The organism is Bradyrhizobium zhengyangense (genome assembly GCF_022012435.1).
Classification (GTDB): Bacteria; Pseudomonadota; Alphaproteobacteria; order Rhizobiales; family Xanthobacteraceae; genus Bradyrhizobium; species Bradyrhizobium zhengyangense.
This window is the reverse complement of sequence record NZ_JAKLUA010000006.1, coordinates 83,157-105,980: the sequence shown is the minus strand read 5'-3', so window position 1 is coordinate 105,980 and position 22,824 is coordinate 83,157. Positions and strand designations below refer to the sequence as shown.

The window sequence follows — 22,824 nt, the reverse complement described above, 5'->3', positions numbered from 1 at the left end:
CTCTCCAGGGATATCGCGCGTGTCGATCGCGCGATTGCAACGGCTGCGACACCGCCTGCGCGGCCTCACAGTCCTAGTCGCGATCCGAATAAGCCGGGTTCAACAAAACGGGCTAGCGCCGGGCGGAAACGCGTCCGCTCTCGACGTCAAAGACTTCGCCGCCCGCGCCGATCTCGGCAAACGCGGCCGGGTCCGCGCCGGTCAGCCAGACCTGCGCGCCGAGCTTGCGCAGCTCGTCGAACAGCGCGGCGCGCCTGTTGGGATCGAGATGGGCGACGACCTCGTCGAGCAGCAGCAGCGGCACGATGGCGGTCATCTCGGCCACCAGCGTCGCATGCGCCAGCACGAGGCCGATCAGCAGCGCCTTCTGTTCGCCGGTGGAGGCATCGCGCGCCGGCATGCTCTTCGGTGCGTAGATGACCTGCAGATCGGTCAAATGCGGGCCGTCGGTGGTGCGGCCGGCGATGGCGTCGCGCGGGCGGTTGTCGCGCAGGATCTGGCGGTAGCGGTCCTCGACCGAGGTCGCCGTTTCGGTCAGCAGCGCGTTCTCCATCCAGCCGTCGAGCGCGATTTGAGCGGAGGGAAACGCCGATTGCCGTGCGCGCGTGTTCAGCATGCCGGTGAGGCGTGCCGCGGTCTGGCCGCGCGTTGCGGCGACCGCGACCGCAAGCTCGGCGGTCTCGCGCTCGATCGCGTCACACCAATGGTCGTCGTAATTGCGCGTCTCGAGCAGGCGGTTGCGCGAACGCAGCGAGCGTTCCAGCGCGTTGATGCGGCTGGAATGCTCGCTGTCGATCGCCAGCACCAGGCGGTCGAAGAAGCGCCGCCGCTCGGACGCCGCGCCCATGAACAGCCCGTCCATCGCCGGCGTGAGCCAGACCATGCGGATATGATCGCCGAAGGCGGTCGCCGAATTCACCGGCTCGCGGTCGATGCGGACGCGCCGGTTCACCGCGGCATCTGCACGCGGCGGGTCAATACCGGTGCCGAGCGTAGCCAGCCCCAATGCACCCTCGACCTGCGCGGACACCGCCCAGGAGCCGTCGCCCTGGTTGTCGGCGACATCCTCCAGCGTGGCGCGTCGCAGGCCGCGTCCGGGCGACAGGAATGAGATCGCCTCGATGCAATTGGTCTTGCCCGCTCCGTTTGGCCCGACCAGCGCCACCATGTCAGCCGCCGTCTCGAGCCCCGCCGCCCGATAGTTCCGAAAATGCGTCAGCGTCAGGCGATGGATGCGGGAGGGGGTCATGTTAGCTCGTCATTGCCGTCACCCACGTTCTCAGGCTCTCAAGACGTGGATGGCCGGGACATCTCGCGAAGACGCGCTTCGCGCTTTGGCCCGGCCATGACGAATGTAGTCAATGTGTGGCGTGAAGGTAGGCCTCACACCCGCATCGGCATCAGGACGTACAGCGCGCTCTTGTCGTCCTTGTCCTGCACCAGCGTCGGCGAGCCGGGGTCGGCGAGGCGGAGCACTGCGACGTCGCCTTCGATCTGGGCGGCGATGTCGAGCAGGTAGCGGGAGTTGAAGCCGATATCGAGCGCGTCGGAGGCATATTCGACCTCGAGCTCTTCGGTGGCGCTCCCCGAATCCGGATTGGTCACCGACAGCACCAGCTTGCCGGGCGAGAGCGACAATTTCACCGCGCGGCCGCGCTCGCTGGAGATCGTCGAGACACGGTCGACCGCGTTCTCAAAGTCCTTCTTGTCGACCACGAGCTCCTTGTCGTTGCCCTGCGGGATGACGCGGCCGTAGTCGGGGAAGGTGCCGTCGATCAGTTTCGAGGTCAGCACGACGTTGCCGATGGTGAAGCGGATCTTGGCCTGCGACAGCTCGATCGTCATCTCGGCCTCGGTGTCCTCGATCAGGCGCTGCACCTCGCCGACGGTCTTGCGCGGCACAATCACGCCCGGCATGCCCTCGGCGCCCTTGGGCTGCACCAAGTCGAGCTGGGCGAGGCGGTGGCCGTCAGTGGCAACGCCGCGCAAGGTGGCGGCCTTCGCGGTGCCGGCGGCATGCAGATAGATGCCGTTGAGATAATAGCGCGTCTCCTCGGTCGAGATCGCGAACTGTGTGCGGTCGATCAGCCGCTTGACGTCCTTGGCGGCGAGATTGAACGAATGCGAGAGGTCGCCGGCGGCAAGGTCCGGGAAGTCATTCTCGGGGAGGGTTTGCAGCGTGAAGCGCGAGCGGCCGGCGCGGATCGCCAGCACCGCGCGGTCGCCGTCGGCCTCCAGCACGATCTGCGAGCCGTCGGGCAGCTTGCGCACGATGTCGTAGAACATGTGCGCCGGCACGGTGGTCGAGCCGGCGGTTGCGGTTTCCGCCGGCAGCGTCTCGGTCACCTCGAGGTCGAGGTCGGTCGCCTTCAGCGACAATTTCGCGTTCTCGGCGCGCACCAGCACGTTGCCCAGGATCGGAATCGTGTTGCGGCGCTCGACCACGCGGTGGACATGGCCCAGCGATTTCAGGAGTTGCGCGCGTTCGACCGTAACCTTCATTGCACTACTCGCCCGATCCCCGAGAAAACTAAAGCGTTGGAGAAGCCGGGCGGCAGGACGCGCACCACGGCACCGAAGATCCCTGAAAGCCGGATCGTTCAGCCGATATGACCAAAGCCGTCAGGGTCGCGCAAGGTGGCGCGGAAAGCCATCCGTTTCAAGGGATTGGGGAGCAGTTCCCCGACATTTACAGGCAGAAATGAAGGCGGCCGTCCGGGCAAACGAAACCCGCCGCCCGGGCATGCCCGGGTCGGCGGGAGGTGGGGGGAGGAAAGCTTTAGGCGTTTATTCCTTGGGCGTTTATTCCTGCAGCTGGCGCTTGAGCGACTCGACCTCCTCGGACAGCGCATTGTCCTTGGACACCAGAGCCTCGATCTTGCGCACGGCGTGCAGCACCGTGGTGTGGTCGCGGCCACCGAAGCGGCGTCCGATCTCGGGCAGGGAGCGCAGGGTCAGCGTCTTGGCGAGGTACATCGCCACCTGGCGCGGACGCACCACATTGGCGGTCCGGCGCGAAGACAGCAGGTCGGAGCGGCTGACATTATACTGCCGTGCCACCACGCGCTGGATGTCCTCGATCTTGATCCGCTTCGGCTCCGAGGGGCGGATCAGGTCGCGCACCTCGCGCTCGGCCATCTCCAGCGTCACCGGCTGGTTATTGAGTTTCGAGTGAGCAAGAAGCCGGTTGATCGCGCCCTCGAGGTCGCGGCCGTTGTGGGTGATGGCGCGCGCCAGATAATGCAGCACCTCTTCCGGTACGTCGAAAGTCGCATGATGGGTGCGGGCAGCTGCGACGCGCGACTTGAGAATGCCATGCCGCAGCTCCTCACCGAGCGAGCCCATTTCGACCACGAGACCGCCGGCGAGGCGCGAGCGGACGCGATCGTCCAGGCTTTCCAGATCGGACGGCGGACGGTCGGCCGCGATCACGACCTGACGGCCGGCATCGATCAGCGCGTTCAGCGTGTGACAGAACTCGGCCTGCGTCGACTTGCCCTGCAGGAACTGGAGATCGTCGATGACGAGCACGTCGATGCCGCGCAGCGCTTCCTTGAAGGCCAGCGCCGTCTGCGTCTTCAGCGCGGCGACGAAGCCGTACATGAATTTCTCGGCGGTGAGATAGAGCACCTTGCGCTCATTGCCCGAATTGCCCGCCCAGGTCACAGCCTGGAGCAGATGCGTCTTGCCGAGGCCGACGCCGGCATGGATGTAGAGCGGGTTGAACATCACAGGGTCGCCGCGGCGGCCTTCTGCGACCTGACGCGCGGCGGCATGGGCCAGCGTGTTGGAGCGGCCGACGACGAAGCTCGCAAAGGTCAGGCGCGGATCGAGCGGCGAGCCGCCGAGCGCGTCATGGTTGGCGGAAACCGGCGCGGTCGCGGTCGAGCGCAGCTCCGGCGCAGGGGTGCGGCGGGCTTCGACCGGCGCAGGCGCTTCCTTCGGCTGCACCACGGGGCGCACAGCGGAACGGACGGTGAGATCGATGCGATGCACTTCCGGCATCTCCGCCTGCCAGCACGACAGCACGCGCTCGGCATAATGGGCCTGGATCCAGCTCTTCAGGAAGCGCGTCGGGACCGAGAGCCGCACGCTCTCGTCCTGCACGCCTTCGAGATCCATGCGCGCAAACCAGCTTGTATAGATGTCCTCGCCGACGTTCGAGCGCAACCTGCTCTTCACGCGTGACCAGCGATCCTGTTCCGATGTCGTCATCATTTGAAAACTTTTCTTGAGAGATAAGGTTGCGTGGTGGGCGCCATGCAGAGTTCCTGCCATGCACGGCGCGACCTCGAGCGAGTCCATCTTTTGGGCACAGCTCGACCGTTCGGCGGATAGCGCCGCGGTCAGATCAGCGATGTCGGAGATGGAGGGTTCGCGAGGTCAGCGCGTACTCGACGCCCCGTCACAGGGGGGCTGCGCACAGGACGGATTGGAAACGGCATCGTTGGAGGATGAAGCTAAAGTCAATACCGCGTTGAATCCGTAGGACATGATACCTCCCCGTCCTGCCGTGATTGCTCACGGCAAGGTCCTGCGTAAAAGAACCTCCGCGCTGTACTCAAGTCGCGGATGTCCTGCCCGTCTGCTCGTGTCGTCCGCTCGGCCACGCCATCATGCGTATCGGGGTAGTCTCAAGATGTCTCTCACATGTATCTTGCACATGCGCTTGGTGCGAGCGTGATCGCGAAGATCTCGCTTGGAGACGTCAAGACAAAGAGCTACCGTTCCCATATTGCTATGGGTTTTGATCCGACTATCGCTTGTTGAAGCGTCGCCTACGTGCACACCGCCGCCGATTTGCACGCTCGCCCCGTTTCTTAAACCGCGCTGGTCTCAAGATCGTGGGCGCCGCGAACGACTTAAGGAATACACTAAGCGGAAAGACTCGCAACGAAATTGATTCACACTTGAGGCATCAAAAAACTTGACCAGCGTTAACGCCGCGCACGAGTTGTTCACAGCCTTGAGACCAAGTTTTTGGATTCGTGCACAGATTCGAAAATCGCGCGTGTCATGTGACAACGACTCCGCCACCGCCAAAAAATTTTTACAAAATCGTCACGCACGCGACGTGCGAGCGAATTTTCCAAATGCTTGTCGCCGCTATGTCGATAAGTGATTAGCGAGACACCGTTTTTTGAGTCTCGTTTCACAGGGTAACCCGAGCAGAAAACAGGTTCCGGTGAAACTACGGTGTGCAGAACTTTGCTTCGCGCGAATTCAACTTAGGCCCGCGCCGCAGTGGTTTTTCGCACCGCACCGCAGCGCAAACCAAGGTTTCAGCTGTTGCAAAAACAACGGCAGGTAAAACTACGGACACAGCATAGCGAAGACGACGAGACTCTTCCAACGGAAGATGGCGCGCGTCAAAGACTGCAAGCGTGAAGAGACCGCAAGCGTGAATTGTGGCGGCCAACAAAAAGCCCGGCGTGAAAGCCGGGCTGATTGAGGCTTGCGATGTTGGCTTCAACAGATCGAACGAAGCGATCGGCTTCGCGCGACAAACCGACGTCGCGAGCTAGCGTCTCGAACTTACTTGGCGAGCTTGGCGATCTGCGCGGTGAGGCGCGAGACTTTGCGGCTGGCGTTGTTCTTGTGAATGATGTTGCGCTGGGCGGCGCGCATCAGCGCGGGCTCGGCGGCGGCCAGCGCCTTGGCGGCGGCGGCGCGGTCGCCGGTCTTGATGGCTTCTTCGACGTTACGCACGGCGCCGCGCATCTGGGTGCGGCGCGACTTGTTGACGGCGGTGCGGCGGGCGATCTTGCGCGTCGCTTTCTTGGCGGAGGTAGTGTTGGCCATGGTCTCAATGTCCTTTGCGGGTACCGGTCGCGTCTTGGTCGGGTAGCGCCGGCAGCTTGACCGCGGAATCGACGCTCGGATTTAGGGTGTTCGGTTGCTGGGCCGTTCCCGGAACATGAGCGATGAGCCTTGCGGCCATCTCTGAGGCCCCAAAAGAGCCTGCAACTGCTCAAAGAACAGCGGCGGCAGGATTGCGCCCGCCGCCAGTTGGCGCCCTTATAGAGGGGGTCTTTGGCACCGTCAACGCTTTAGGGGCTGGAAAAGCGGGCCCGAGGTGCCGCCAAGGAGGGCCGTAACGCCCTGATGAGGTTGAATTTCTGCCGTCTCTTGGCTATTGGCTGACGGCGTTTATAGGGGTCGTCCGATCGGGTGACCATATTGGGTGGGGCATGATCCGCGGCTTTTTCCGACTGATTGGCTTGCTGCTGCTGGCCGGCGGATTCTTCTTCATGGTCTATGACGGTGCCCGCTGGGTGGCCGACCAGACCCTCCGTTTCACCCGGTTCGGCCAGTTCTGGAATGACATCAACCAGGCCAGCCAGTCCGCCTTCCGGGCCTGGATCGAGGCCAAGGCGCCCTGGCTGTGGACCTCGGTGATCCGCCTGGTGCTGGACCAGCCGGTTTTCGCCGTCCTCGGCCTGCTCGGCATTTTGCTGATGATCCTGTTCCGCCCGCGCAAGCCGCTGATCGGCTATACCCGGGATTGATCTTTCAATTCCCGCCGGGATTGATCTTTCAATTCCCGCCGGGATTGAGCTTCAATTCCCGCCGGGACTGAGCAGCGAGCGGGCGGCGTAACAAGACTGCCGCTTCCTGCGTAGAGACCTATATTCCCACCTGATCGCGAGCCCGCCGCCAGAGCAACGAGTTCAGGCGCGCGCCAGCTCGTTTCTCGGAGATCCATCATGCTGTTCATGCGCAAGTCCACCGCATTGCCGAGCGCAGCTGACGCGCTGCCCGGTCGTGCGCAACCGATCCCCACCGCGAGCATCCATTTCGTCAACGGCAGCAAGTTGAAGCCGCCCTATCCTGCGGGCCTCGAGCAAGCCTTATTCGGGCTCGGCTGCTTCTGGGGCGCCGAGCGGAAATTCTGGGAGCTTGGCGAGGGCATCTACACCACTGCCGTCGGCTATGCAGGCGGTCACACGCCGAACCCGACTTATGAAGAGACCTGCTCTGGCCGCACCGGCCACACCGAAGTGGTGCTGGTCGTGTTCGATCCCGAGAAGATCTCCTACGAGAAGCTGCTGAAGACGTTCTGGGAGAACCACAACCCGACGCAGGGCATGCGCCAGGGCAACGATGTCGGCACACAATATCGGAGTGCGATCTATACCTCCTCCGATGCGCAGAAGCAGGCCGCAGACGAGTCGAAGGCGCTCTATCAGAAGGCGCTCAAGGCCAAGGGTCTCGGCGCCATCACCACCGAGATCGGGCCTGCCGGCGCGTTCTATTTTGCCGAGGACTATCATCAGCAATATCTGGCGAAGAACCCCGCCGGCTATTGCGGCCTGGGCGGCACCGGCGTGTCGTGCCCGATCGGTGTTGGTGTGAGCGCGTAAGGCATCCACCCGTCATTCCGGGGGCGCGCGCCAGCGCGAACCCGGAATCCAGAAATTGCAGCGCGAGATTCCGGGTTCGACGCTGACGCGTCGCCCCGGAATGACACCAAGCGGCTGGCGCCGAGGCCCCCCTCAACCCTTTGTTAACCATAACGGGTGCAAGACTGGAGCTGTCTCGGTTGTAGGGATGGTCCGGTGCGGGTTCTGCGCGCGTTTCGATGGTCGATCATGGCAGCGTCCGCCGCGCTGACCCTGGGCGGCTGCATGCAGACCACAGGCCCCGTCGCTTATGTGCAGCCCCGCCCCGATCTCGACACCATGGCCTATGGCCAGCCCTACAGCGCGCCGCCGCCGGTCGTCGTCGCCAATGGCGGTGGCGCCATCGATGCGCTCACCAATTCCTTTGCCTCGGGTCCCGCGCCCGTTCCGGTCGCCTATGCCGCGCCGATGGTGGCCGCCCCCGTCCGCTACGACGCTTCGTATCATCTCGATGCCGGCGACAAGCTGCGTGTCGTGGTCTACGGCCAGGAAGGTCTCACCAACAGTTACGCCATCGATGCCGGTGGCTCCATCACCATGCCGCTGATCGGATCGGTGCCGGCGCGTGGCCGCACCCCGGCGGGCCTTGCCGGAGAGATCGCTGCGCGCCTGCGCAACGGCTTTATCCGCGAACCGTCTGTCGCCGTGGAGATCGAGTCCTACCGCCCGTTCTTCATCCTCGGCGAAGTCGCAGCCCCCGGCCAATATCCTTACGTGCCCAACATGACGGTCGAGAGCGCGGTCGCGATCGCCGGCGGCTTCTCGCCGCGCGCCAAGCGCGACATGGTCACCGTGACCCACACCGAAGCCGGCGGCGCCATGCGCGCCGTCGTGCCGCTCGGCACGCCCGTCAGCCCCGGCGACACCGTGTTCGTCGGCGAGCGCTGGTTCTAGTCGCGCGCCTCGCGTCGTTCACCGCCTGAAATTAAGCCGCCCGTTCGGAAAGCATCCGTCGATCCTGTTGGTGTCAACCACCAGCCCGATCCATGGCCTGACGATCGCGGGATTGGTCAGGTTGATGTATTTCCCGATCAGCCCATTGCCGCTCTCGCTGATAGCATCGATCAGCCCGTGCCGTCGGCCATTGTCCCAATCGAACCGCAGATAGATCCGCTCGCGCACGATGCGCACCTCTGCGCGCCCCTGTTTCCAAAGCTCCGGTGTATCGCCCGATATGGTCGGGTCAGCACCGCCGTTCCAGCGGCTCGCCCAGGCGCCTTCGAGTGGATCGGAAGGTGCGGGAATGGAGGCCCATTGCGCCGCGTTGACGTCCGCGGCATCGCCGGCAAGCGCAACTGATATCGCGTAGTGCATGACTTCAGCGTCGCCGGGCGCAGGCACATCCATGGTGCCGAACGGGTTGCGAATGACGATATTGGTGTTGGCCTGTTGCATGACGCTCTCCCGGCGTGACCTGGCTTGATCAGCCAGCTCTATCGCCGGGCGGCGTGGTGCAGCCACCCGATTTCCGCTCTCTCCTCTCGTCATTCCGGGGCGCGACGAAGTCGCGGGCCCGGAATCCATCGCGCCACCGACTCCGAGGCCTGATGGATTCCGGGCCTGCACCGCTTCGCGGCGCATCCCGGAATGACGGAGGAGAGAGTTACGCGCGCTACTTCGTCAGATGCTTCGCGAAAAAGGCCATGCTGCGCGGCCAGGCGATCTCGGAGCTGGCCTTGTCGTAGCTCGGCCGCTCGTCGCAATGGAAGCCGTGCTGGGCGCCGGGATAGATGAAGACCTCGACGTCAGGCCGCTTTGCCTTGACGGTCTCGACGTCGGTGAGAGGAATGCCGGCATCCTTCTCGCCGAAATGCAATTGCGTCGGCACCTTCGGCGTCTCGTCGGCAAAGCGCACGACGGCGCCGCCATAATAGCCGATCGCGGCCTTCAGGCCCGTCAGTCGCGTCGCCGCGACAAAGGCGACGCTGCCGCCGAGGCAAAAGCCGATGATGCCGACCGGGCCGACACCCTTTACCGCATCGATCGCGGCTTGCGTGTCTCGCAGCATCGCCGCCCAATCCGGATTGGCGACGAACTTGCGAGCTTCCGCGATCTCATCGGGCGTGTAGCCCGACTGGAAGCCTGGCGACGTCCGGTCGAAGATCGACGGCGCGATCGCGACATAGCCCTCGCCTGCGAGGCGGTCGCAGACCGAGCGGATGTGATGATTGACGCCAAAAATCTCCTGGATCACCACCACCGCGCCCTTCGGCGCGCTGGTCGGATCGGCGCGATAGGCGCCAAGCTGGAAATTGTCCGACGCCGTCAGTTTGATGTCTTGTCCCACGCGGGTTGTCCTTCTTGGTTGATCGTTGATGCGGGGTTCGCAGTTATCAGTCACTCCCACATCCAGTTGTCGCCGTAGTCCTCTTTCCATCCTGCCAGCCGTCCATGACGGAATTGCAGGAACAGGCGGTGACGGGACGGCACCAGTCCGCTGCCACCGAGGTCGCGAAGAGCGAGATAGATCTCGTTGCCGGGCCGTCCCTTGACGTATTGCAGGGGCTGGCCGAGCGCATGCGCGGTTTGGTCCGCGTCCATCCCGAACGCCAGGGGCATGTTGTTCGACAAGGTGTCGACGAAGGGACGGCGCAACGGCACCGTGCCGAACGGCTCCGCCTGCGCCGACGCCGCCATTGAGAGAAGCGCCGCGCCCGCAGCCAAGATTGCCCGCTTCATGGTCGTGAATCCTCGTCTCGCCGCCTATGCCGGCAAGTTCTTCAGGAAAGGCACCACGGCGTCAACAAAAGCCTTGGGCTGGTCGATGTTGACGGCGTGTCCGGCCGCGGGGATCACGACCTTTTGTGCGCCGGGGATCTTGGCCGCCATGTAATCCGACGCCGCCAGGAACGGCGTGTCGTCGGCGCCGACCACGATCAGCGACGGCACCTTTATATCAGGCAGCAGCTCCATCACCGCGGCATCGCGCTGGGTCAGCATACCGCGCGCGGCGAGCGCCAGCCCCTTGGCGTTGCGGTGGCTGGCGGTGGCGCGCTCGCGGGTCGCCGCCTTCAGCACAGCGAGACCTTCCTGGTCGAGCTTGTCGGCGGTGGCGAGCGCCCGCGCATTCCAGGCCTCGCGTGCGTCGTCCTTCTTGAAGCCCGGACCAGTGTCGATGATCAGCAATGCGCGCGTGCGTGCGGGATGGGCGCGATAGAACGCGAGCGACATGTAGCCGCCGAGCGACAGCCCGCCGATGATGGCGCGCTCGGCGCCGACGGCATCGAGGATCGCCGCCATGTCGCCGACCGTGAGCGCTTCGCTGTAGGCTTTGGGATCATCGGGATAGTCGGACTGGCCGTGACCGCGCATGTCCCACAGCACGAGCTTGTGGTCTTTCGCCAGCGCGTCGATCTGCCCATTCCACATCGCCGAGGTCGAGGAATAGCCATGGGTGAGCAACAGCGGCGGCCCATCGCCATGAATCTCGTAGTAGATGCCGACGCCGTCCCGATCGATCCTTGGCATTGCTTCCGCCTCTTCTTTCTATTGTCGAGAACTGTCGCCGCGAGGTCAGCGTTGGCTGACCTCACATCCTAGCCTGTGCGGTTACTCGGAGGAAACCGTCGCGATTGCGATGGATGCATTCCTCGCCGCGCCATCTTGTTGTGTCCAGTCGCTAACGTCAGCGCCGTTGTCGCAACGCACAACACGTGATTTCCGAGTTTGTCTCGATCGGTTCCAAATTGCATTTGCCTCTGTGCGCGAACACGATCATTCTTGCGCACAAGGCGGAGGCCAGCCCGGTGGGCGTCCGTCACTCAAGTCGCCGCCGTAAGCGGCTTCATGCACCGGCAGGGGAAGACGCCTATGCCAACGCTCACGATCAACGGGCGGAGTATGTCCGTGGATGCGGCAAACGACACGCCGCTCCTTTGGGCCATCCGCGAACAATTGCAGATGACCGGCACGAAATTCGGCTGCGGTGCCGGCCTGTGCGGTGCCTGCACCGTGCACGTCAACGGCGAAGCCGTACGCTCGTGCCAGACCATGGTCGGCGATGTCGCCGGCAAGAAGATCACCACCATCGAAGGTCTTTCCGCCAAGGGCGATCATCCCTTGCAGAAGGCATGGATCGCCGAGCAGGTGCCGCAATGCGGTTACTGCCAGTCGGGGCAGATCATGCAGGCGGCTTCGCTGCTGGCGAAGAATTCCAATCCGACCAAGGAAGAGGTCGTGGCGCATATGGACGGCAATCTCTGCCGTTGCATGACCTATTCGCGGATCCAGAAGGCGATCATGCGCGCCGCCACCGAGATGCGTACTGCATCCGCCGCCGGCAACGAGCGGAGGCCCACATGAACAAGCACGTGAAGAACGTCACACCTGAGACCACTGATTTCAGCCGCCGCTCCTTCCTGGTCGGCACGGCCGCAACCGGCCTCGTGCTCGGCTACGCCGGCGTGCCCGGTGTTGGCGAGGCGCTTGCTGCCGCGCCTGCTAATTTCGAGCCGAGCGTCTGGTACTCGATCTCGCCGGAGGGTCTCGTCACCGTGACCTGCGGCAAGGCCGACATGGGCCAACACATCGCCTCCACCATGGCGCAGATCGTCTGCGAAGAGCTGGGCGCGAAATGGAGCGACATGCGGGTCAACCTCGCCTCCAACGATCCGAAGTTCAACGATCCGGTCCTCGGTGCGCAGATCACCGGCGGCAGCTGGTCGACCATGATGAACTTCGAAGCGATGAGCCGGGCGGGTGCCGCCGGGCGCATGGCGCTGACAGAAGGCGCTGCCGCCGCCATGGGCCTGCCGCCCTACTTCAAGGACGAGCTGGTCGTGCGCGACTCCATGGTCACGCATCCGAAGTCCAAGAAGTCGATGAGCTTCGCCGACATCGTCAAGAGCGGCAAGGCAACGAAGACCTTCACGCCCGACGAGCTGAAGGCGATCAAGCTGAAGACGCCTGATCAATACACCATGATCGGCGTGTCGGTGCCGCAGATCGACATCCCCTCCAAGACCAACGGCACGGCCAAATACGGCATCGACGTGATGATTCCGGGTATGGCCTATGGCGCGGTGGTCACCCCGCCGGTGCGCTACGGCGCCACGGTGAAATCGGTCGACGACAGCGACGCAAAGAAGGTGCCGGGCTTCATCAAGGCCGTCACCCTCGACGACAAGACCCAGACGACAACGGGCTGGGTGGTCGCGGTCGCGAGCACCTACGCCAACGCCAAGAAGGCCGCGGCGGCGCTGAAGATCGCCTACGACGGCGGGCCGAATGCGAAGCTGTCGAGCCAGTCGTTGCTTGACGAAGCCAAGCGGCTTCAGGGGCTCGACGATTCCGGTCAGTTCTTCGTCAAGGACGGCGACGTGTCAGCCGCGCTGGGCTCGGCGGCCAAGGTGCTGGAGGCGGAATACACCACCAGCATCAACATCCACGCGCCGATGGAGCCGATGAACGCCACCGCGGAGTTCAAGGGCGACATCCTGCACATCTATTCCGGAAACCAGTTCGCGACGCGCTCCGGCGCGATTGCGGCGGGCGCCGCCGGGATCGATCCGAAGTTCGTGGTGATGCACCAGATGTGGCTCGGCGGCGGTTTCGGCCGCAGGCTCGACGCCGACATGATGGTGCCGGCAGTGCAGGCGGCGAAGGCCGTGGGCAAGCCGGTGAAGGTGATCTACACGCGCGAGAACGACATGACGATGGATTTCTCGCGTCCGCTCACCTACCAAAAAGTAAAGGCCGGCGTGGACGGCGACGGCAAGCTCGTCGCGCTCAGCCACGACGTGGTCTCGGCCTGGCCGACCCAGCGCTGGGGCATCCCCGACTTCCTGTCGCCCTCGGTCGACAAGAAGGGCCCGCTCGACGCGTTCACGGTGAACGGTTCGGACTTCTTCTACACGGTGCCGAACCATAACGTGCGCGCGATCAAGAACGAGATGGCGCACAACGCCACCCCGTCGGGCCAGCTCCGCTCGGTGGCGCCGGGTTGGACCTTCTGGGCGGTCGAAAGCATGATCGACGAGATCGCGGCGGCGACCGGCAAGGATCCGGCGCAATTCCGCATCTCGCTGCTCGACGGCGCCGGCAAGAACGACGGCGGCGCGCAGCGGCTGCGCAACACGCTGCTCGCCGCGATGGGCCTCGCCGGCTACGGCACCAAGAAGCTGCCGAAGGGTGAAGGCATGGGCGTCGCCTGCGTGTCGTCGCAGGAACGTGCGACCGCAAGCTGGACCGCTTGCGTCGCGCATGTTGCGGTGGCCCCCTCGGGTGAGGTGACCGTGAAGAAGCTCACGGTCGCAACCGACGTCGGCACGCAGGTGCATCCCGACAACATCCGCGCCCAGGTCGAGGGCGCGGCACTGTGGGGCCTGTCACTTGCGATGCACGAGAAGGCGACGCTGAAGGACGGTGGCATCGAGCAGACCAATTTCGATAGCTACAGGCCCTTGCGCATGAGCCAGATGCCGGAGGTCGCGGTCGCCGTGATCGCCAATGGCGAGAAGGCCACTGGTGTCGGCGAGCCCGCGGTGACGGTCGTGGCGCCTGCCATCGGCAACGCCATCTTCAACGCCTCCGGCGCCCGCGTCCGGGCGCTGCCGATCACGGCGGAAGCCGTGAAGGGGGCGATGAAGGCGTAGGCTGCTGCTTGCAGTTGTGAGCTGAGATGATCCGCCGGAGGGCCACCTCCGGCGGATTTTTCTTTGCCAAAAAGCCAGTGTTTTCAATGGCCGTTCTACGGTGCATGGGGTTGTTTTCGCCCTCGTGGGAACCCGATCCGTAAAATTGCGTGCAATTTTGGCAGGTTCCGTTGAGCACGCCTCTTAAGAGCCGGAGAACCTGATCCGGCTTAGGCTGATGCCAAATACACTCCCGTGCTTTTGGGGAAGCCATGAACGCGCCAGCCAAATCCGCCAACAAACGCCGGCTTCTGCTTGCCTCCGACCGGAGCGATGCGAGCACCGAGCTCGCCAGCATCCTGAAGGCGGTTGGTGAGGTCTCGACGGTGACCACGCAGGAGATTCCCGAGCAGCCCTCGCGCGATCTCTGCGGCCTCGTCGTCGACATCAACCTCCGTTCGCCCGAAAGCGTGCAGCGCGTGCGCAACAAGCTGCGCGGCGAGGCCTACCGTTCGATGCCGCGGCTGTTCGTGCTGGCCGATGCGCTGCATCACGGCACCATGCAGGCCTGGGCGCTCGGCGCCACCGACACCATCTCGCGGCCGCTGCAGGCCGAGGCGATCCTGCAGCGCATCCGCGCCGCCTTCCCGGACACAGCCGTCTATGACGCGACCGATCGCGGCAAGACGCTCAACCGCGGCGTCGAGGCGGCGCACGCGGTGCTGAAGAAGATGTTCGAGAAGCTGCCGCTCGGCATTCCCTTGACCTTCGACGACATCATCGCCGCCGAGAACAAGATCCTGAAGGCGATCAAGCATTCCTCGCTGCGCGAGTGGCTCACCACCGTCGGCTGCCACCATGTCGGCAGCTACAGGCACTGCCTGTTCGTCACCGGCTTTGCGGTGTCCTTCGCCCAGCATCTCGGCATGCGCGAGGACGACCAGCGTCGCCTGACACGCGCGGCGCTGCTGCACGATGTCGGCAAGGCCTTCGTTCCGTCCGCGCTGCTCGACAAGGCGGGCAAGCTCACCGACGAGGAAATGGCCGAAGTCCGCCAGCATCCCCGCCGCGGCTATGACGCGCTCGCGGCGCAAGGCGGCTTCCCACCGGAGATGCTTGACGTCGTGCTGCATCACCACGAATTCCTCGACGGAAGCGGATATCCGAATGGCCTGTCGTCGAACCAGATCAGCGATATCGTGCGCCTGACGACGATCGTCGACATCTATGCAGCGCTCGTCGAGAAGCGCGCCTACCGCATGCCGTTCACCCACTCCCGCGCCTTCACGATGATGGAAGGCATGGGCGGCAAGCTCGACCAGCAACTGCTGCAGGCGTTCCGCCCGGTGGCGCTGGGATCGTTCTGAGGCGGCGGTCCGCCGCGTCACTCCACCATCTTCCGCAGCTCCGCCTTCGCCACCTTCTCCAGGGTCGAGCGCGGCATGTCGTCGACGAGCCTGATCTCGCGCGGCACCTTGAAGTCGGCAAGGCCCTTGCGGCAGGCCGCCATCACGCGGTCCTGCAGATCAGGCGGCGCACCCGCGACGCCGCCATGCGGGATGATGAAGACGACGGGCACCTCATCCAGCATCGGATGCTTCTTCGCCACCACCGCGGCCTCGCGCACGCCCGATACAATTGCGATGACCTGCTCGATCTCGGAGGCCGCGACGTTCTCGCCGCCGACCTTCAGCATGTCCTTGGCGCGGTCGCCGAACTTGATGAAGCCGTTGTCCAGCCGCGTGACGCGATCGCCGGTGAGGAAGAAGCCGTGCTCGTCAAAGCTCTCGCGCGTCGCCTTCTCGTTGTGAAGATATTCGGCGAACAGCGACAGGCCCGGGATTCCCTTGATCGCGAGATTGCCGGTGTCGCCGACCGCGGTCCGCCGGCCGTCATCGTCGGTGACGCGGATCTGATACTCGGGCGCGGCACGGCCGATCGACATCGGGATGTTGGGCTGATCGACCTCGCCGATGATGCCGTGGGTGATGGTCTCGGTCATGCCCCACCAGCCGATGATCTTGACGCCGAACGCGGCAAACGGCGGGGGCTCGTTCACCGCCGTGCCCCACAGGCGGAATTTGTGATCCCGCGGGATCTCCTGCTCGAGCAGCGCCTTCATGCAGAACGGAATGGTCGAGGTCCAGGTCGAGCCGTGCTCGCGCGCAACGTTCCAGAACCGGCTTGCGGAGAAGCGCGGCTGGATCACGCAGGTCGCCCCGACCCACAGCGTCGCCAGCATGGAATAGGCCAGCGCGTTGGTGTGGAACAGCGGCAGATAGGTCTGGTGCACGTCGCTTGCGTGAAGGTCCTCATGCGCAGCATTGATCTTGGCGCCCCACAGCGCGTTGGCGTGGGTCCACAGCACGGCCTTCGGCCGCGACGTCGTGCCGGAGGTGTACTGCACGCTGCATGGCGCGAGCGGATCGGTCTCGCGCTTCGGCCGATCGGCGCTGTCCGCGAAAAGTGACTTGAAACTGTCGCCGCGCGAGACGACCTGTGCCGGCGCGGCGCCCGCATCGTGCGAAATCACCGCCATCCAGCTGAGGTTGCGGCAGTTCTGCGCGACGACTTCCGCATAGGCCGGCTGCGTGATCGCGGCGACCGCGCCGCAATGATCGGAGAAATACTCCATCTCCGCCGGCGCCGAACGCGTGTTGGTGGTAACGGCGATGGCCCCGAGTTCAACGCAGGCAAACCAGGCCAGCAGCGCTTCGATGCAATTGTCCAGGTGAATGAGCACGTACTCGCCCGGCTTTACGCCCCGCCTCGCGAGCCCCGCGGCGAGTGCGCCGACCCGCTCGTGAAACTCGCCATAGCTCCAGTGTCGCGCCGGCGCATCGAACGGCGCCCAGATCAGGAACGGGTGGTCACGCCGCACTTCGGCGCGCATCCTCAGCAGCCAGGGTACGTCGAGCCCGTCGAACGGGCCCACGATACCGGCTGCGGTTTGTTGGATAGCCATGTGTCCTCCCGTGCAGCCTGCATCCTGATGGCGGCCGCTTATGGATTATTGCGTCTTCCTGCCATTGGACGGCGCGGGGCGCAAATGGAGGCGTCAATCCTCGTACGACGAAATTTCGATCAGGCTGCCATCCGGATCCCGGCAATAGACCGAGCGCAGCGTGCCGCGGGCGCCCTGCCTTGGAACGGGGCCTTCCTCGATTGCGACGCCGTGGGCCTTTAGATGCGCCACCACCTCGTCGGGCGTTGAGGAGGTGAGAAAGCATAGGTCCTCGCTGCCGGCAGTCTGGTGGTCGGCCGTGAACCACTCCACCTTGTCGGCGTCACGCGGCCGCACGTTGATCTTCTGCTGGCCAAATTGAAGCGAGGTCCGCGGCGCTTTGCCGCCACCGGGGTCGAATACCTTGACTTCCATCCCGAGGATCTTGCGATACCACTCGGCGGTCGCAGCGACGTCGACAACGTTGATGACGAGGTGATCGAGGGCCTGAACCTTCACCGGCATGCCTTATCCTTTCGTCACCGAGGACCTTGCGGACTTTCCGCAGCAGATGGGCTTTGTTACAACGCCGCCGACGCAGCTTTCAAGATATCAGGCTTCAAGAACAACACTGGGAGAACCCTTGAGATGATCACTCGCCGTACCGCGTTGGGCCTGCTCGCCGCGACTCCGCTTGCGGCCAGCCCGCTGTCGAAGGCTCTTGCAGCGGATTATCCGTCCCGACCGGTGAAGTTCGTGGTGGGTTATCCGCCCGGCGGCGCCACCGACATTTTGGCGCGGCTGATCGGCCAGCGCCTGTCGGAGCGGCTCGGCCAGCAATTCGTGGTCGAGAACAAGCCGGGTGCCGGCAACAATATCGGAACCGAATCCGTCGTGAACGCCGAACCCGACGGCTACACGGTGCTGCTGGTCAATCCGGCGAATTACATCAACGCGACGCTCTACGCCAATCTCAAATTCAACTTCATTCGTGACATCGCGCCGATCGCCGCGTTCCAGCGCGTGCCGAACGTGATGACCGTCAACAAGGATGTGCCGGCCAAAACCGTTGCCGAGTTCATCGAGTATGTGAAGGCTAATCCCGGCAAGGTGAACATGGCTTCGTCAGGCAATGGCACCTCGGTGCATCTGTCGGGCGAGATGTTCATGGCGATGACCGGCTGCAAGATGCAGCACGTGCCCTATCGCGGCGCCGCGCCCGCGATCACCGACATGCTCGGCGGCCAGGTGCAGGTGATCTTCGACAACATGCCCTCGATCATCCAGCATATCCGCTCCGGCTCGCTGCGGGCGCTCGGCGTGACCACGGCGCAGCGCTCGCCGCAACTGCCTGATGTGCCTGCGATCGGCGAGACCGTGAAGGACTACGAGGCGAGCGCGCTGTTCGGCATGGGCGCACCGAAGAACATGCCCAAGGACCTGATCGCCAAGCTCAACAACGAGGTCAACACGCTCATGAAGGAGCCCGAGATGACCAAGCGCCTGGTCGAGCTCGGCGGCGATCCGCTGGTGGAGGCGCCAGAGGCGTTCGGCAAGGACATCGAGGCCGAGACCGCCAAGTGGAAAAAGGTCGTCGAGTTCGCCGGCCTCAAGGTCGAGTAGCAGTCTCGTGATCGACACCACGAATGAAGCCCCGCCGAAAGGCGGGGCTTTTTTCTTGCGTGGTTCCCGATTGACAGGAGGGCCTCCGCGCCTATACTAAACCTTATGGTTAAGTATAAAGACGAGGCACTCGATCGCACCTTTGCGGCGCTGTCCGATCCGACGCGGCGGGCGTTGCTGGCGCGGCTTGTCGAGAACGAAAATCTGTCGGTAAGCGAGCTGGCGGCGCCGTTTCCGGTCTCGCTGCCGGCGATCATGAAGCATCTCGACGTGCTCACCGACGCGGGCCTGATCGTGCGCGAAAAGACCGGGCGCACCGTGTCCTGCCGGCTCACCGCGCAGCCGATGGAGCAGGCGATGAACTGGCTCAATCGCTACGCACAGTTCTGGTCCGAGAGCTTCGACCGACTTGCCGCCTTTGTGGAGGACAAACCATGGTCAACGCAGTCGCCAATGCAGCCGAACGGGCAGATGAAGGTCCAAGCCTCACGCTCACGCGCCGGCTCCGCGCGCGGCCGGAAAAAGTCTTCGCCGCCTGGACGCAAGCCGAACAACTAGTTCAATGGTTCGGGCCGCCGAACATGAAGCCGGCGACGCTGAACGCCGAGCTCGACGTTCGCGCCGGCGGTCGCTACCGCATCTCGTTCACCCGCGACGACGGTGAATATTTCGAAGCCGGGGGGATCTATCGCGAGGTCGTGCCGCATGAGCGGCTGGTTTTCACCTGGGCCTGGCACTCGACGCCGGAGCGCGAATCGCTGGTGACGATCACGTTGAAGCCCGACAACATCGGCACGTTGATGATCTTCCATCATGCCCAGTTCTTCGACGAGGCCGCGCGCGACAACCACCAGCGCGGCTGGAGTTCATTCTTTAATAAGCTCGATAGCTTCGTCGCCTGATCCCTGTCAGAGGAGGATATTATGCAGCAACATCAGATCGTCTCGCGCGAGCAATGGGTCGCAGCCCGCAAAGCCCATCTGACGCATGAGAAGGAATTTTCGCAGGCCCGCGAACGTCTGGCCGAGGAGCGCCGGGCCTTGCCCTGGGTGAAGGTCGACAAGAGTTATGTATTCGACGGGCCGAACGGCAAGGTGACGCTTGGCGATCTCTTCAAGGGGCGTCCGCAGCTCGTGGTCCAGCACGTGATGTTTGCGCCGGATTGGGAGGCCGCTTGCAAGAGCTGTTCGTTCTGGGTGGATGGCTTCGAGCGCATGGTGCCGCATTTGGTGGCGCGCGACACCACCATGGTCGCTATCTCGCTGGCACCTAGCGCAAAACTCGAGGCCTTCAAGAAGCGCATGGGCTGGACCTTCGACTGGGTCTCATCAGGCAACAGCGACTTCAATTACGATTACGAGGTCTCGTTCACGCGCGAGCAGATCGACCAGGGCGTGCCGAAATACAATTTCGGCACCACGCCGTTCTATGGCCCGGAGCTGCCCGGCATCAGCGTGTTCTTTCGCAACGAGGCCGGCGAGATCTTTCACACCTATTCCTGCTTTGCCCGCGGCCTCGACATGATGAACGCGGCTTACCAATATCTCGACCTCACTCCGCTCGGGCGTCACGAGGAAGGCCTGCCCTATCCGATGGACTGGGTGCGTTTGCGCGACCAGTATGAGCCGCAGGCGAAAGGCGCGTGCTGTCACGGGTGAGGGGGCTATTCGGTCTACACCAAAGGTGTCATCGCCCGGCTCGACCGGGCGATCCAGTACACCGAGACGGGAGTGACTGAAAACGAGAAGCCGCGGCGTACTGGATTCCCCGCTTTCGCGGGGAATGACAGCGAAGGGCGGCGTGGCGGTGTGCTTCAATCCGTCCTAGCTACTTCTTCGCGTCGGCCTCTTCCGCACCTTTGCACGAGATCAACATCGTGTAAGCCCGCGCGTTGCCGGCGATCTCGGGGGTCTTGAGCTCGCTCTTCGGTTCGGCCGTCTGGTACGGCACCACCGAATTATCGAGGAAGTCGCGCAGCGCGCCGGTCTTGATGGCGAAGTTGATGTTCTCAGGAATATCGCCGGTCAGCGCTGCAATGCGCAATCCGGGGATCTTTCCGGTGACAACGCCCACGATCTGGCCGCTGGTGTCGAACAACGGGCCGCCGCTGTTGCCGGGCTGCACCGGAGCGCTGATTTGCAGGAAACGCGTGTCGTTGCGCATGCCGCTGAGCGAGCCCACGATCCCGGTCGTCACGGTGAAGTCCGACGTCAGCAGGCCATGATAGGGAAAGCCGATGGCCACGACGGAATCGCCGGAGTGGAAGGAGCGATCGCGAATCCGGGCAAAGTCCTTGAATGTCGCCGTCGACGTGGGCTGCAACAAAGCCAGATCGTTGTTCGCATCGGCAGACACGACGCGCAACACCATCGCGGCTTCACCGGTGAGATTGCCCTTGAGCTCTGTGCAACCGTCGATCACGTGGTTGTTGGTGACGATGTGCCCGCTGGCGCTCACCACAAAGCCGGTGCCAAAGCCGCCGCTAGTCCTGGTCCCTTTGCCCGATTTGCTGGCTGGCGGCTGACCTTGCTTCTCTGCCGTGGCTGCCGGCTTCGCCGCGCCTTTGGTGAAGTCACCGGCCTTGTCGAGCCCATCGGCTTTCACCCTGGTCACGCAATTGGCCAATGCGGCGATCACCGGCCCGGTCGACCTTAGGTCAAAGTTCAGGACAGCGTGGCCGGCTGTCGCTACCATCAAGCTCGCCTTCTGAAATGTACGCACGACGTTGAGCGGCATGACGGCCGTGAGCATGTCGGGCCGGTACGCCGTGGCGAACAGCCTGGCTTGGTCCTTACCGTCAAAGGTCACGTCGATTGCGGCGTTCTCGCCCTTGTTGAAGTGATAGCTGGGACTTGCAAAGGCGAGCGACCATATGCCGGCGGCATTCTGGCTCACGACGAGGATGACGCCGTTCGCATAAGGCGCCGTCGCCGCGCAATGGGAGAAGGCGCCCGTCTCGTCGTTGCTGAAGGCGCCGCCGACCCAGCCGCCGACATTGGCGGTGCCAAATGGTCCCTTCGCGTGCGCTGTCCCAACAAGACACACCTGCAGCAGAGCTGCAGCGACGAACGACCTTAACCTCATGACTTCCCCCAGGGCACCTTGGCGGCATCTTAGCTGGGCCGACGGCCGAGACGCAACCGGCAGTTGTCCGCGGGCGCCACGCCCCGGGCGGTCGACTTCCGGCTTGCCTTTACTTTGTAACGCGGTATACTTTGCAATACAAAGTGACTGGGCAAGCCGGTCCGTGAGCGTGGGTGGAGCGGAGTTTTGGCATTGCCGATGCGCGATCTCGACAAGGCACTGGCCGACATCGTGGCGATCCGCAGCCAGATTGCGGCCGGTACGGCGTTCCGCGGTTACGGCCCGGCGACGATGGCTGCGACCGGCGCCGTCGCGCTTGTCACCGCCATCCTGCAATTCTGGTTGATCGGCGATCCCACGAGCGAGCCGCTCGGCTTCTTTCTCGGCTGGTTCGCGGCGGCGACGCTGTCCGGCCTGATGATCTGGACCGAGATGCGTGCGCGTTCGCGTCGTCATCATTCCGGCCTCGCCGACGCGATGATTCATCAGGCGATCGAGCAGTTCCTGCCCGCGGGCGTCGCCGGCGTCCTGCTTGCGGTCGTGATGTGGAAGTTCGCTTCCGAGGCGCTGTGGCTGCTGCCGGGGCTGTGGCAGATCCTGGTGTCGCTCGGCATTTTCGCCTCCGTTCGCTCGCTGCCGCGCAGCGTGGCGTTCGCCGGAGCCTGGTACTTCATGTCCGGCTTCGCCGTGGTCGTGCTGGCGAGCCGGACTCACATGTTGTCGCCCTGGACGATGGGGCTGCCTTTCGTGATCGGCCAGTCGGTGATGGCGGCCATTCTGTATTTCGCGTCCGGAGACAATGATGTCGAAGACTGACAGCGCGCCTTTTTCTTACGAAGGCCTCGACCGTGTGATCCACGAGAAGGCGAGACTCGGGCTGCTGACGTCGCTGATGGCTCACCCGAAGGGACTTGCGTTCGCCGATCTGAAGCAGCTCTGCGGTCTCACCGACGGCAATCTCAGCCGGCACCTCGCCGTGCTCCAGGACGCCGGCCTCGTCGAGGTGACCAAGGGTTATGAAGGCAATCGCCCGCACACGACCTGCCGTCTGACCAAGAGCGGCCGCCGGCGCTTCCTCGATTATCTCGCCGTGCTCGAACGCCTCGTGCGCGACGCCGCCAAGGCCGCCGGCCGCGAGGCGCCGCCGCTCGGCCGTCTCGGCATTCTCCCGACCTGATCGTCCCCCTTTTTTGACTGG

Annotated in this window: 22 protein-coding genes and 1 pseudogene; 12 read left to right on the top strand and 11 right to left on the bottom strand. The window is 64.0% G+C overall.

From position 1 onward, the window contains the following. Positions 1 to 112: 112 nt before the first annotated feature. The 4 genes from recF to rpsT all read right to left on the bottom strand — a co-directional run bounded on the left by recF (position 113) and on the right by rpsT (position 5,802). On the bottom strand, positions 113 to 1,249 hold the full coding sequence (recF, locus tag L6637_RS19870; RefSeq protein WP_237860554.1) for a DNA replication/repair protein RecF: 1,137 nt from the start codon (positions 1,247 to 1,249) through the stop codon (positions 113 to 115). A 134-nt stretch (positions 1,250 to 1,383) separates the two neighbouring features. Then, positions 1,384 to 2,502 carry a DNA polymerase III subunit beta gene (gene dnaN / locus L6637_RS19865; protein WP_128963055.1) on the bottom strand — a complete coding sequence of 373 codons (1,119 nt, stop codon included), beginning with the start codon at positions 2,500 to 2,502 and terminating at the stop codon, positions 1,384 to 1,386. A gap of 300 nt (positions 2,503 to 2,802) precedes the next feature. Beyond that, the gene (dnaA, locus tag L6637_RS19860; RefSeq protein ID WP_237861308.1) at positions 2,803 to 4,215 is read right to left on the bottom strand and encodes a chromosomal replication initiator protein DnaA; all 1,413 of its coding nucleotides are present in this window, start codon (positions 4,213 to 4,215) and stop codon (positions 2,803 to 2,805) included. Positions 4,216 to 5,535: 1,320 nt separating this feature from the next. Then, positions 5,536 to 5,802, bottom strand: a complete 267-nt coding sequence (rpsT, locus tag L6637_RS19855; protein ID WP_092289289.1) for a 30S ribosomal protein S20 — start codon at positions 5,800 to 5,802, stop codon at positions 5,536 to 5,538. Between the two features lie 389 nt (positions 5,803 to 6,191). Between rpsT and L6637_RS19850 the strand changes: the two genes are divergently transcribed. The 3 genes from L6637_RS19850 (at position 6,192) to L6637_RS19840 (ending at position 8,297) form a co-directional block, all read left to right on the top strand. Beyond that, a complete protein-coding gene (locus L6637_RS19850; RefSeq protein ID WP_237871791.1) occupies positions 6,192 to 6,509 on the top strand; it encodes a hypothetical protein in 318 nt (105 codons plus the stop codon). A gap of 198 nt (positions 6,510 to 6,707) precedes the next feature. Further along, positions 6,708 to 7,364 (top strand): peptide-methionine (S)-S-oxide reductase MsrA, encoded by a 657-nt coding sequence (gene msrA / locus L6637_RS19845; protein ID WP_237860551.1) that lies wholly within the window; start codon positions 6,708 to 6,710, stop codon positions 7,362 to 7,364. A 228-nt stretch (positions 7,365 to 7,592) separates the two neighbouring features. Beyond that, positions 7,593 to 8,297: a polysaccharide biosynthesis/export family protein gene (locus tag L6637_RS19840; protein ID WP_237860549.1), complete on the top strand. Its 705-nt coding sequence runs from the start codon at positions 7,593 to 7,595 to the stop codon at positions 8,295 to 8,297. A gap of 18 nt (positions 8,298 to 8,315) precedes the next feature. Here L6637_RS19840 and L6637_RS19835 read toward each other — a convergent pair whose 3' ends face one another. The 4 genes from L6637_RS19835 to L6637_RS19820 form a co-directional block, all read right to left on the bottom strand. Beyond that, complete coding sequence (locus tag L6637_RS19835; protein WP_237871789.1) at positions 8,316 to 8,798, bottom strand: hypothetical protein; 483 nt, start codon at positions 8,796 to 8,798, stop codon at positions 8,316 to 8,318. A gap of 217 nt (positions 8,799 to 9,015) precedes the next feature. Further along, entirely contained in the window at positions 9,016 to 9,690 is a 675-nt protein-coding gene (locus tag L6637_RS19830; RefSeq protein WP_237860545.1) for a dienelactone hydrolase family protein, read from the bottom strand. Positions 9,691 to 9,740: 50 nt separating this feature from the next. Next, entirely contained in the window at positions 9,741 to 10,082 is a 342-nt protein-coding gene (locus tag L6637_RS19825) for a hypothetical protein (protein ID WP_237860543.1), read from the bottom strand. Positions 10,083 to 10,106: 24 nt separating this feature from the next. After that, positions 10,107 to 10,871: an alpha/beta fold hydrolase gene (locus L6637_RS19820; RefSeq protein ID WP_237871787.1), complete on the bottom strand. Its 765-nt coding sequence runs from the start codon at positions 10,869 to 10,871 to the stop codon at positions 10,107 to 10,109. A 342-nt stretch (positions 10,872 to 11,213) separates the two neighbouring features. Here L6637_RS19820 and L6637_RS19815 point away from each other — a divergent pair, with 342 nt between their 5' ends. From L6637_RS19815 to L6637_RS19805, 3 genes are all read left to right on the top strand, one after another. Further along, positions 11,214 to 11,705 (top strand): (2Fe-2S)-binding protein, encoded by a 492-nt coding sequence (locus L6637_RS19815; protein WP_057754010.1) that lies wholly within the window; start codon positions 11,214 to 11,216, stop codon positions 11,703 to 11,705. Next, complete coding sequence (locus L6637_RS19810; RefSeq protein ID WP_237860539.1) at positions 11,702 to 13,996, top strand: xanthine dehydrogenase family protein molybdopterin-binding subunit; 2,295 nt, start codon at positions 11,702 to 11,704, stop codon at positions 13,994 to 13,996. The genes L6637_RS19815 and L6637_RS19810 overlap by 4 nt, the downstream gene beginning before the upstream one ends. 251 nt (positions 13,997 to 14,247) lie before the next feature. Further along, entirely contained in the window at positions 14,248 to 15,342 is a 1,095-nt protein-coding gene (locus L6637_RS19805; protein ID WP_237871785.1) for an HD-GYP domain-containing protein, read from the top strand. A 17-nt stretch (positions 15,343 to 15,359) separates the two neighbouring features. On the opposite strand, the gene L6637_RS19800 is transcribed toward L6637_RS19805, so the two are convergent. Together L6637_RS19800 and L6637_RS19795 are read right to left on the bottom strand one after the other, a co-directional pair. Next, a complete protein-coding gene (locus L6637_RS19800; RefSeq protein ID WP_237871783.1) occupies positions 15,360 to 16,940 on the bottom strand; it encodes an AMP-binding protein in 1,581 nt (526 codons plus the stop codon). Positions 16,941 to 17,033: 93 nt separating this feature from the next. After that, on the bottom strand, positions 17,034 to 17,444 hold the full coding sequence (locus tag L6637_RS19795; RefSeq protein WP_237860532.1) for a VOC family protein: 411 nt from the start codon (positions 17,442 to 17,444) through the stop codon (positions 17,034 to 17,036). Positions 17,445 to 17,567: 123 nt separating this feature from the next. Between L6637_RS19795 and L6637_RS19790 the strand changes: the two genes are divergently transcribed. From L6637_RS19790 to L6637_RS19775, 4 genes and pseudogenes are all read left to right on the top strand, one after another. After that, positions 17,568 to 18,542, top strand: coding sequence for a Bug family tripartite tricarboxylate transporter substrate binding protein (locus L6637_RS19790; RefSeq protein WP_237871781.1), 975 nt, complete (start codon positions 17,568 to 17,570; stop codon positions 18,540 to 18,542). A 105-nt stretch (positions 18,543 to 18,647) separates the two neighbouring features. Further along, entirely contained in the window at positions 18,648 to 19,100 is a 453-nt protein-coding gene (locus L6637_RS19785; RefSeq protein ID WP_237860527.1) for an ArsR/SmtB family transcription factor, read from the top strand. 11 nt (positions 19,101 to 19,111) lie between these two features. Next, positions 19,112 to 19,444: pseudogene (locus L6637_RS19780) on the top strand (SRPBCC family protein); the annotation flags it as partial. A 21-nt stretch (positions 19,445 to 19,465) separates the two neighbouring features. Beyond that, a complete protein-coding gene (locus L6637_RS19775) occupies positions 19,466 to 20,200 on the top strand; it encodes a DUF899 domain-containing protein (protein WP_237860525.1) in 735 nt (244 codons plus the stop codon). A gap of 169 nt (positions 20,201 to 20,369) precedes the next feature. Here the strand turns inward: L6637_RS19775 and L6637_RS19770 are convergent, their stop codons facing one another. Then, positions 20,370 to 21,626, bottom strand: coding sequence for a S1C family serine protease (locus L6637_RS19770; protein WP_237871779.1), 1,257 nt, complete (start codon positions 21,624 to 21,626; stop codon positions 20,370 to 20,372). Between the two features lie 198 nt (positions 21,627 to 21,824). Here L6637_RS19770 and L6637_RS19765 point away from each other — a divergent pair, with 198 nt between their 5' ends. After that, entirely contained in the window at positions 21,825 to 22,442 is a 618-nt protein-coding gene (locus L6637_RS19765; RefSeq protein WP_237861307.1) for a hypothetical protein, read from the top strand. Continuing rightward, positions 22,429 to 22,803, top strand: coding sequence for a transcriptional regulator (locus L6637_RS19760; RefSeq protein ID WP_237860520.1), 375 nt, complete (start codon positions 22,429 to 22,431; stop codon positions 22,801 to 22,803). The genes L6637_RS19765 and L6637_RS19760 overlap by 14 nt, the downstream gene beginning before the upstream one ends. Positions 22,804 to 22,824 lie beyond the last annotated feature (21 nt).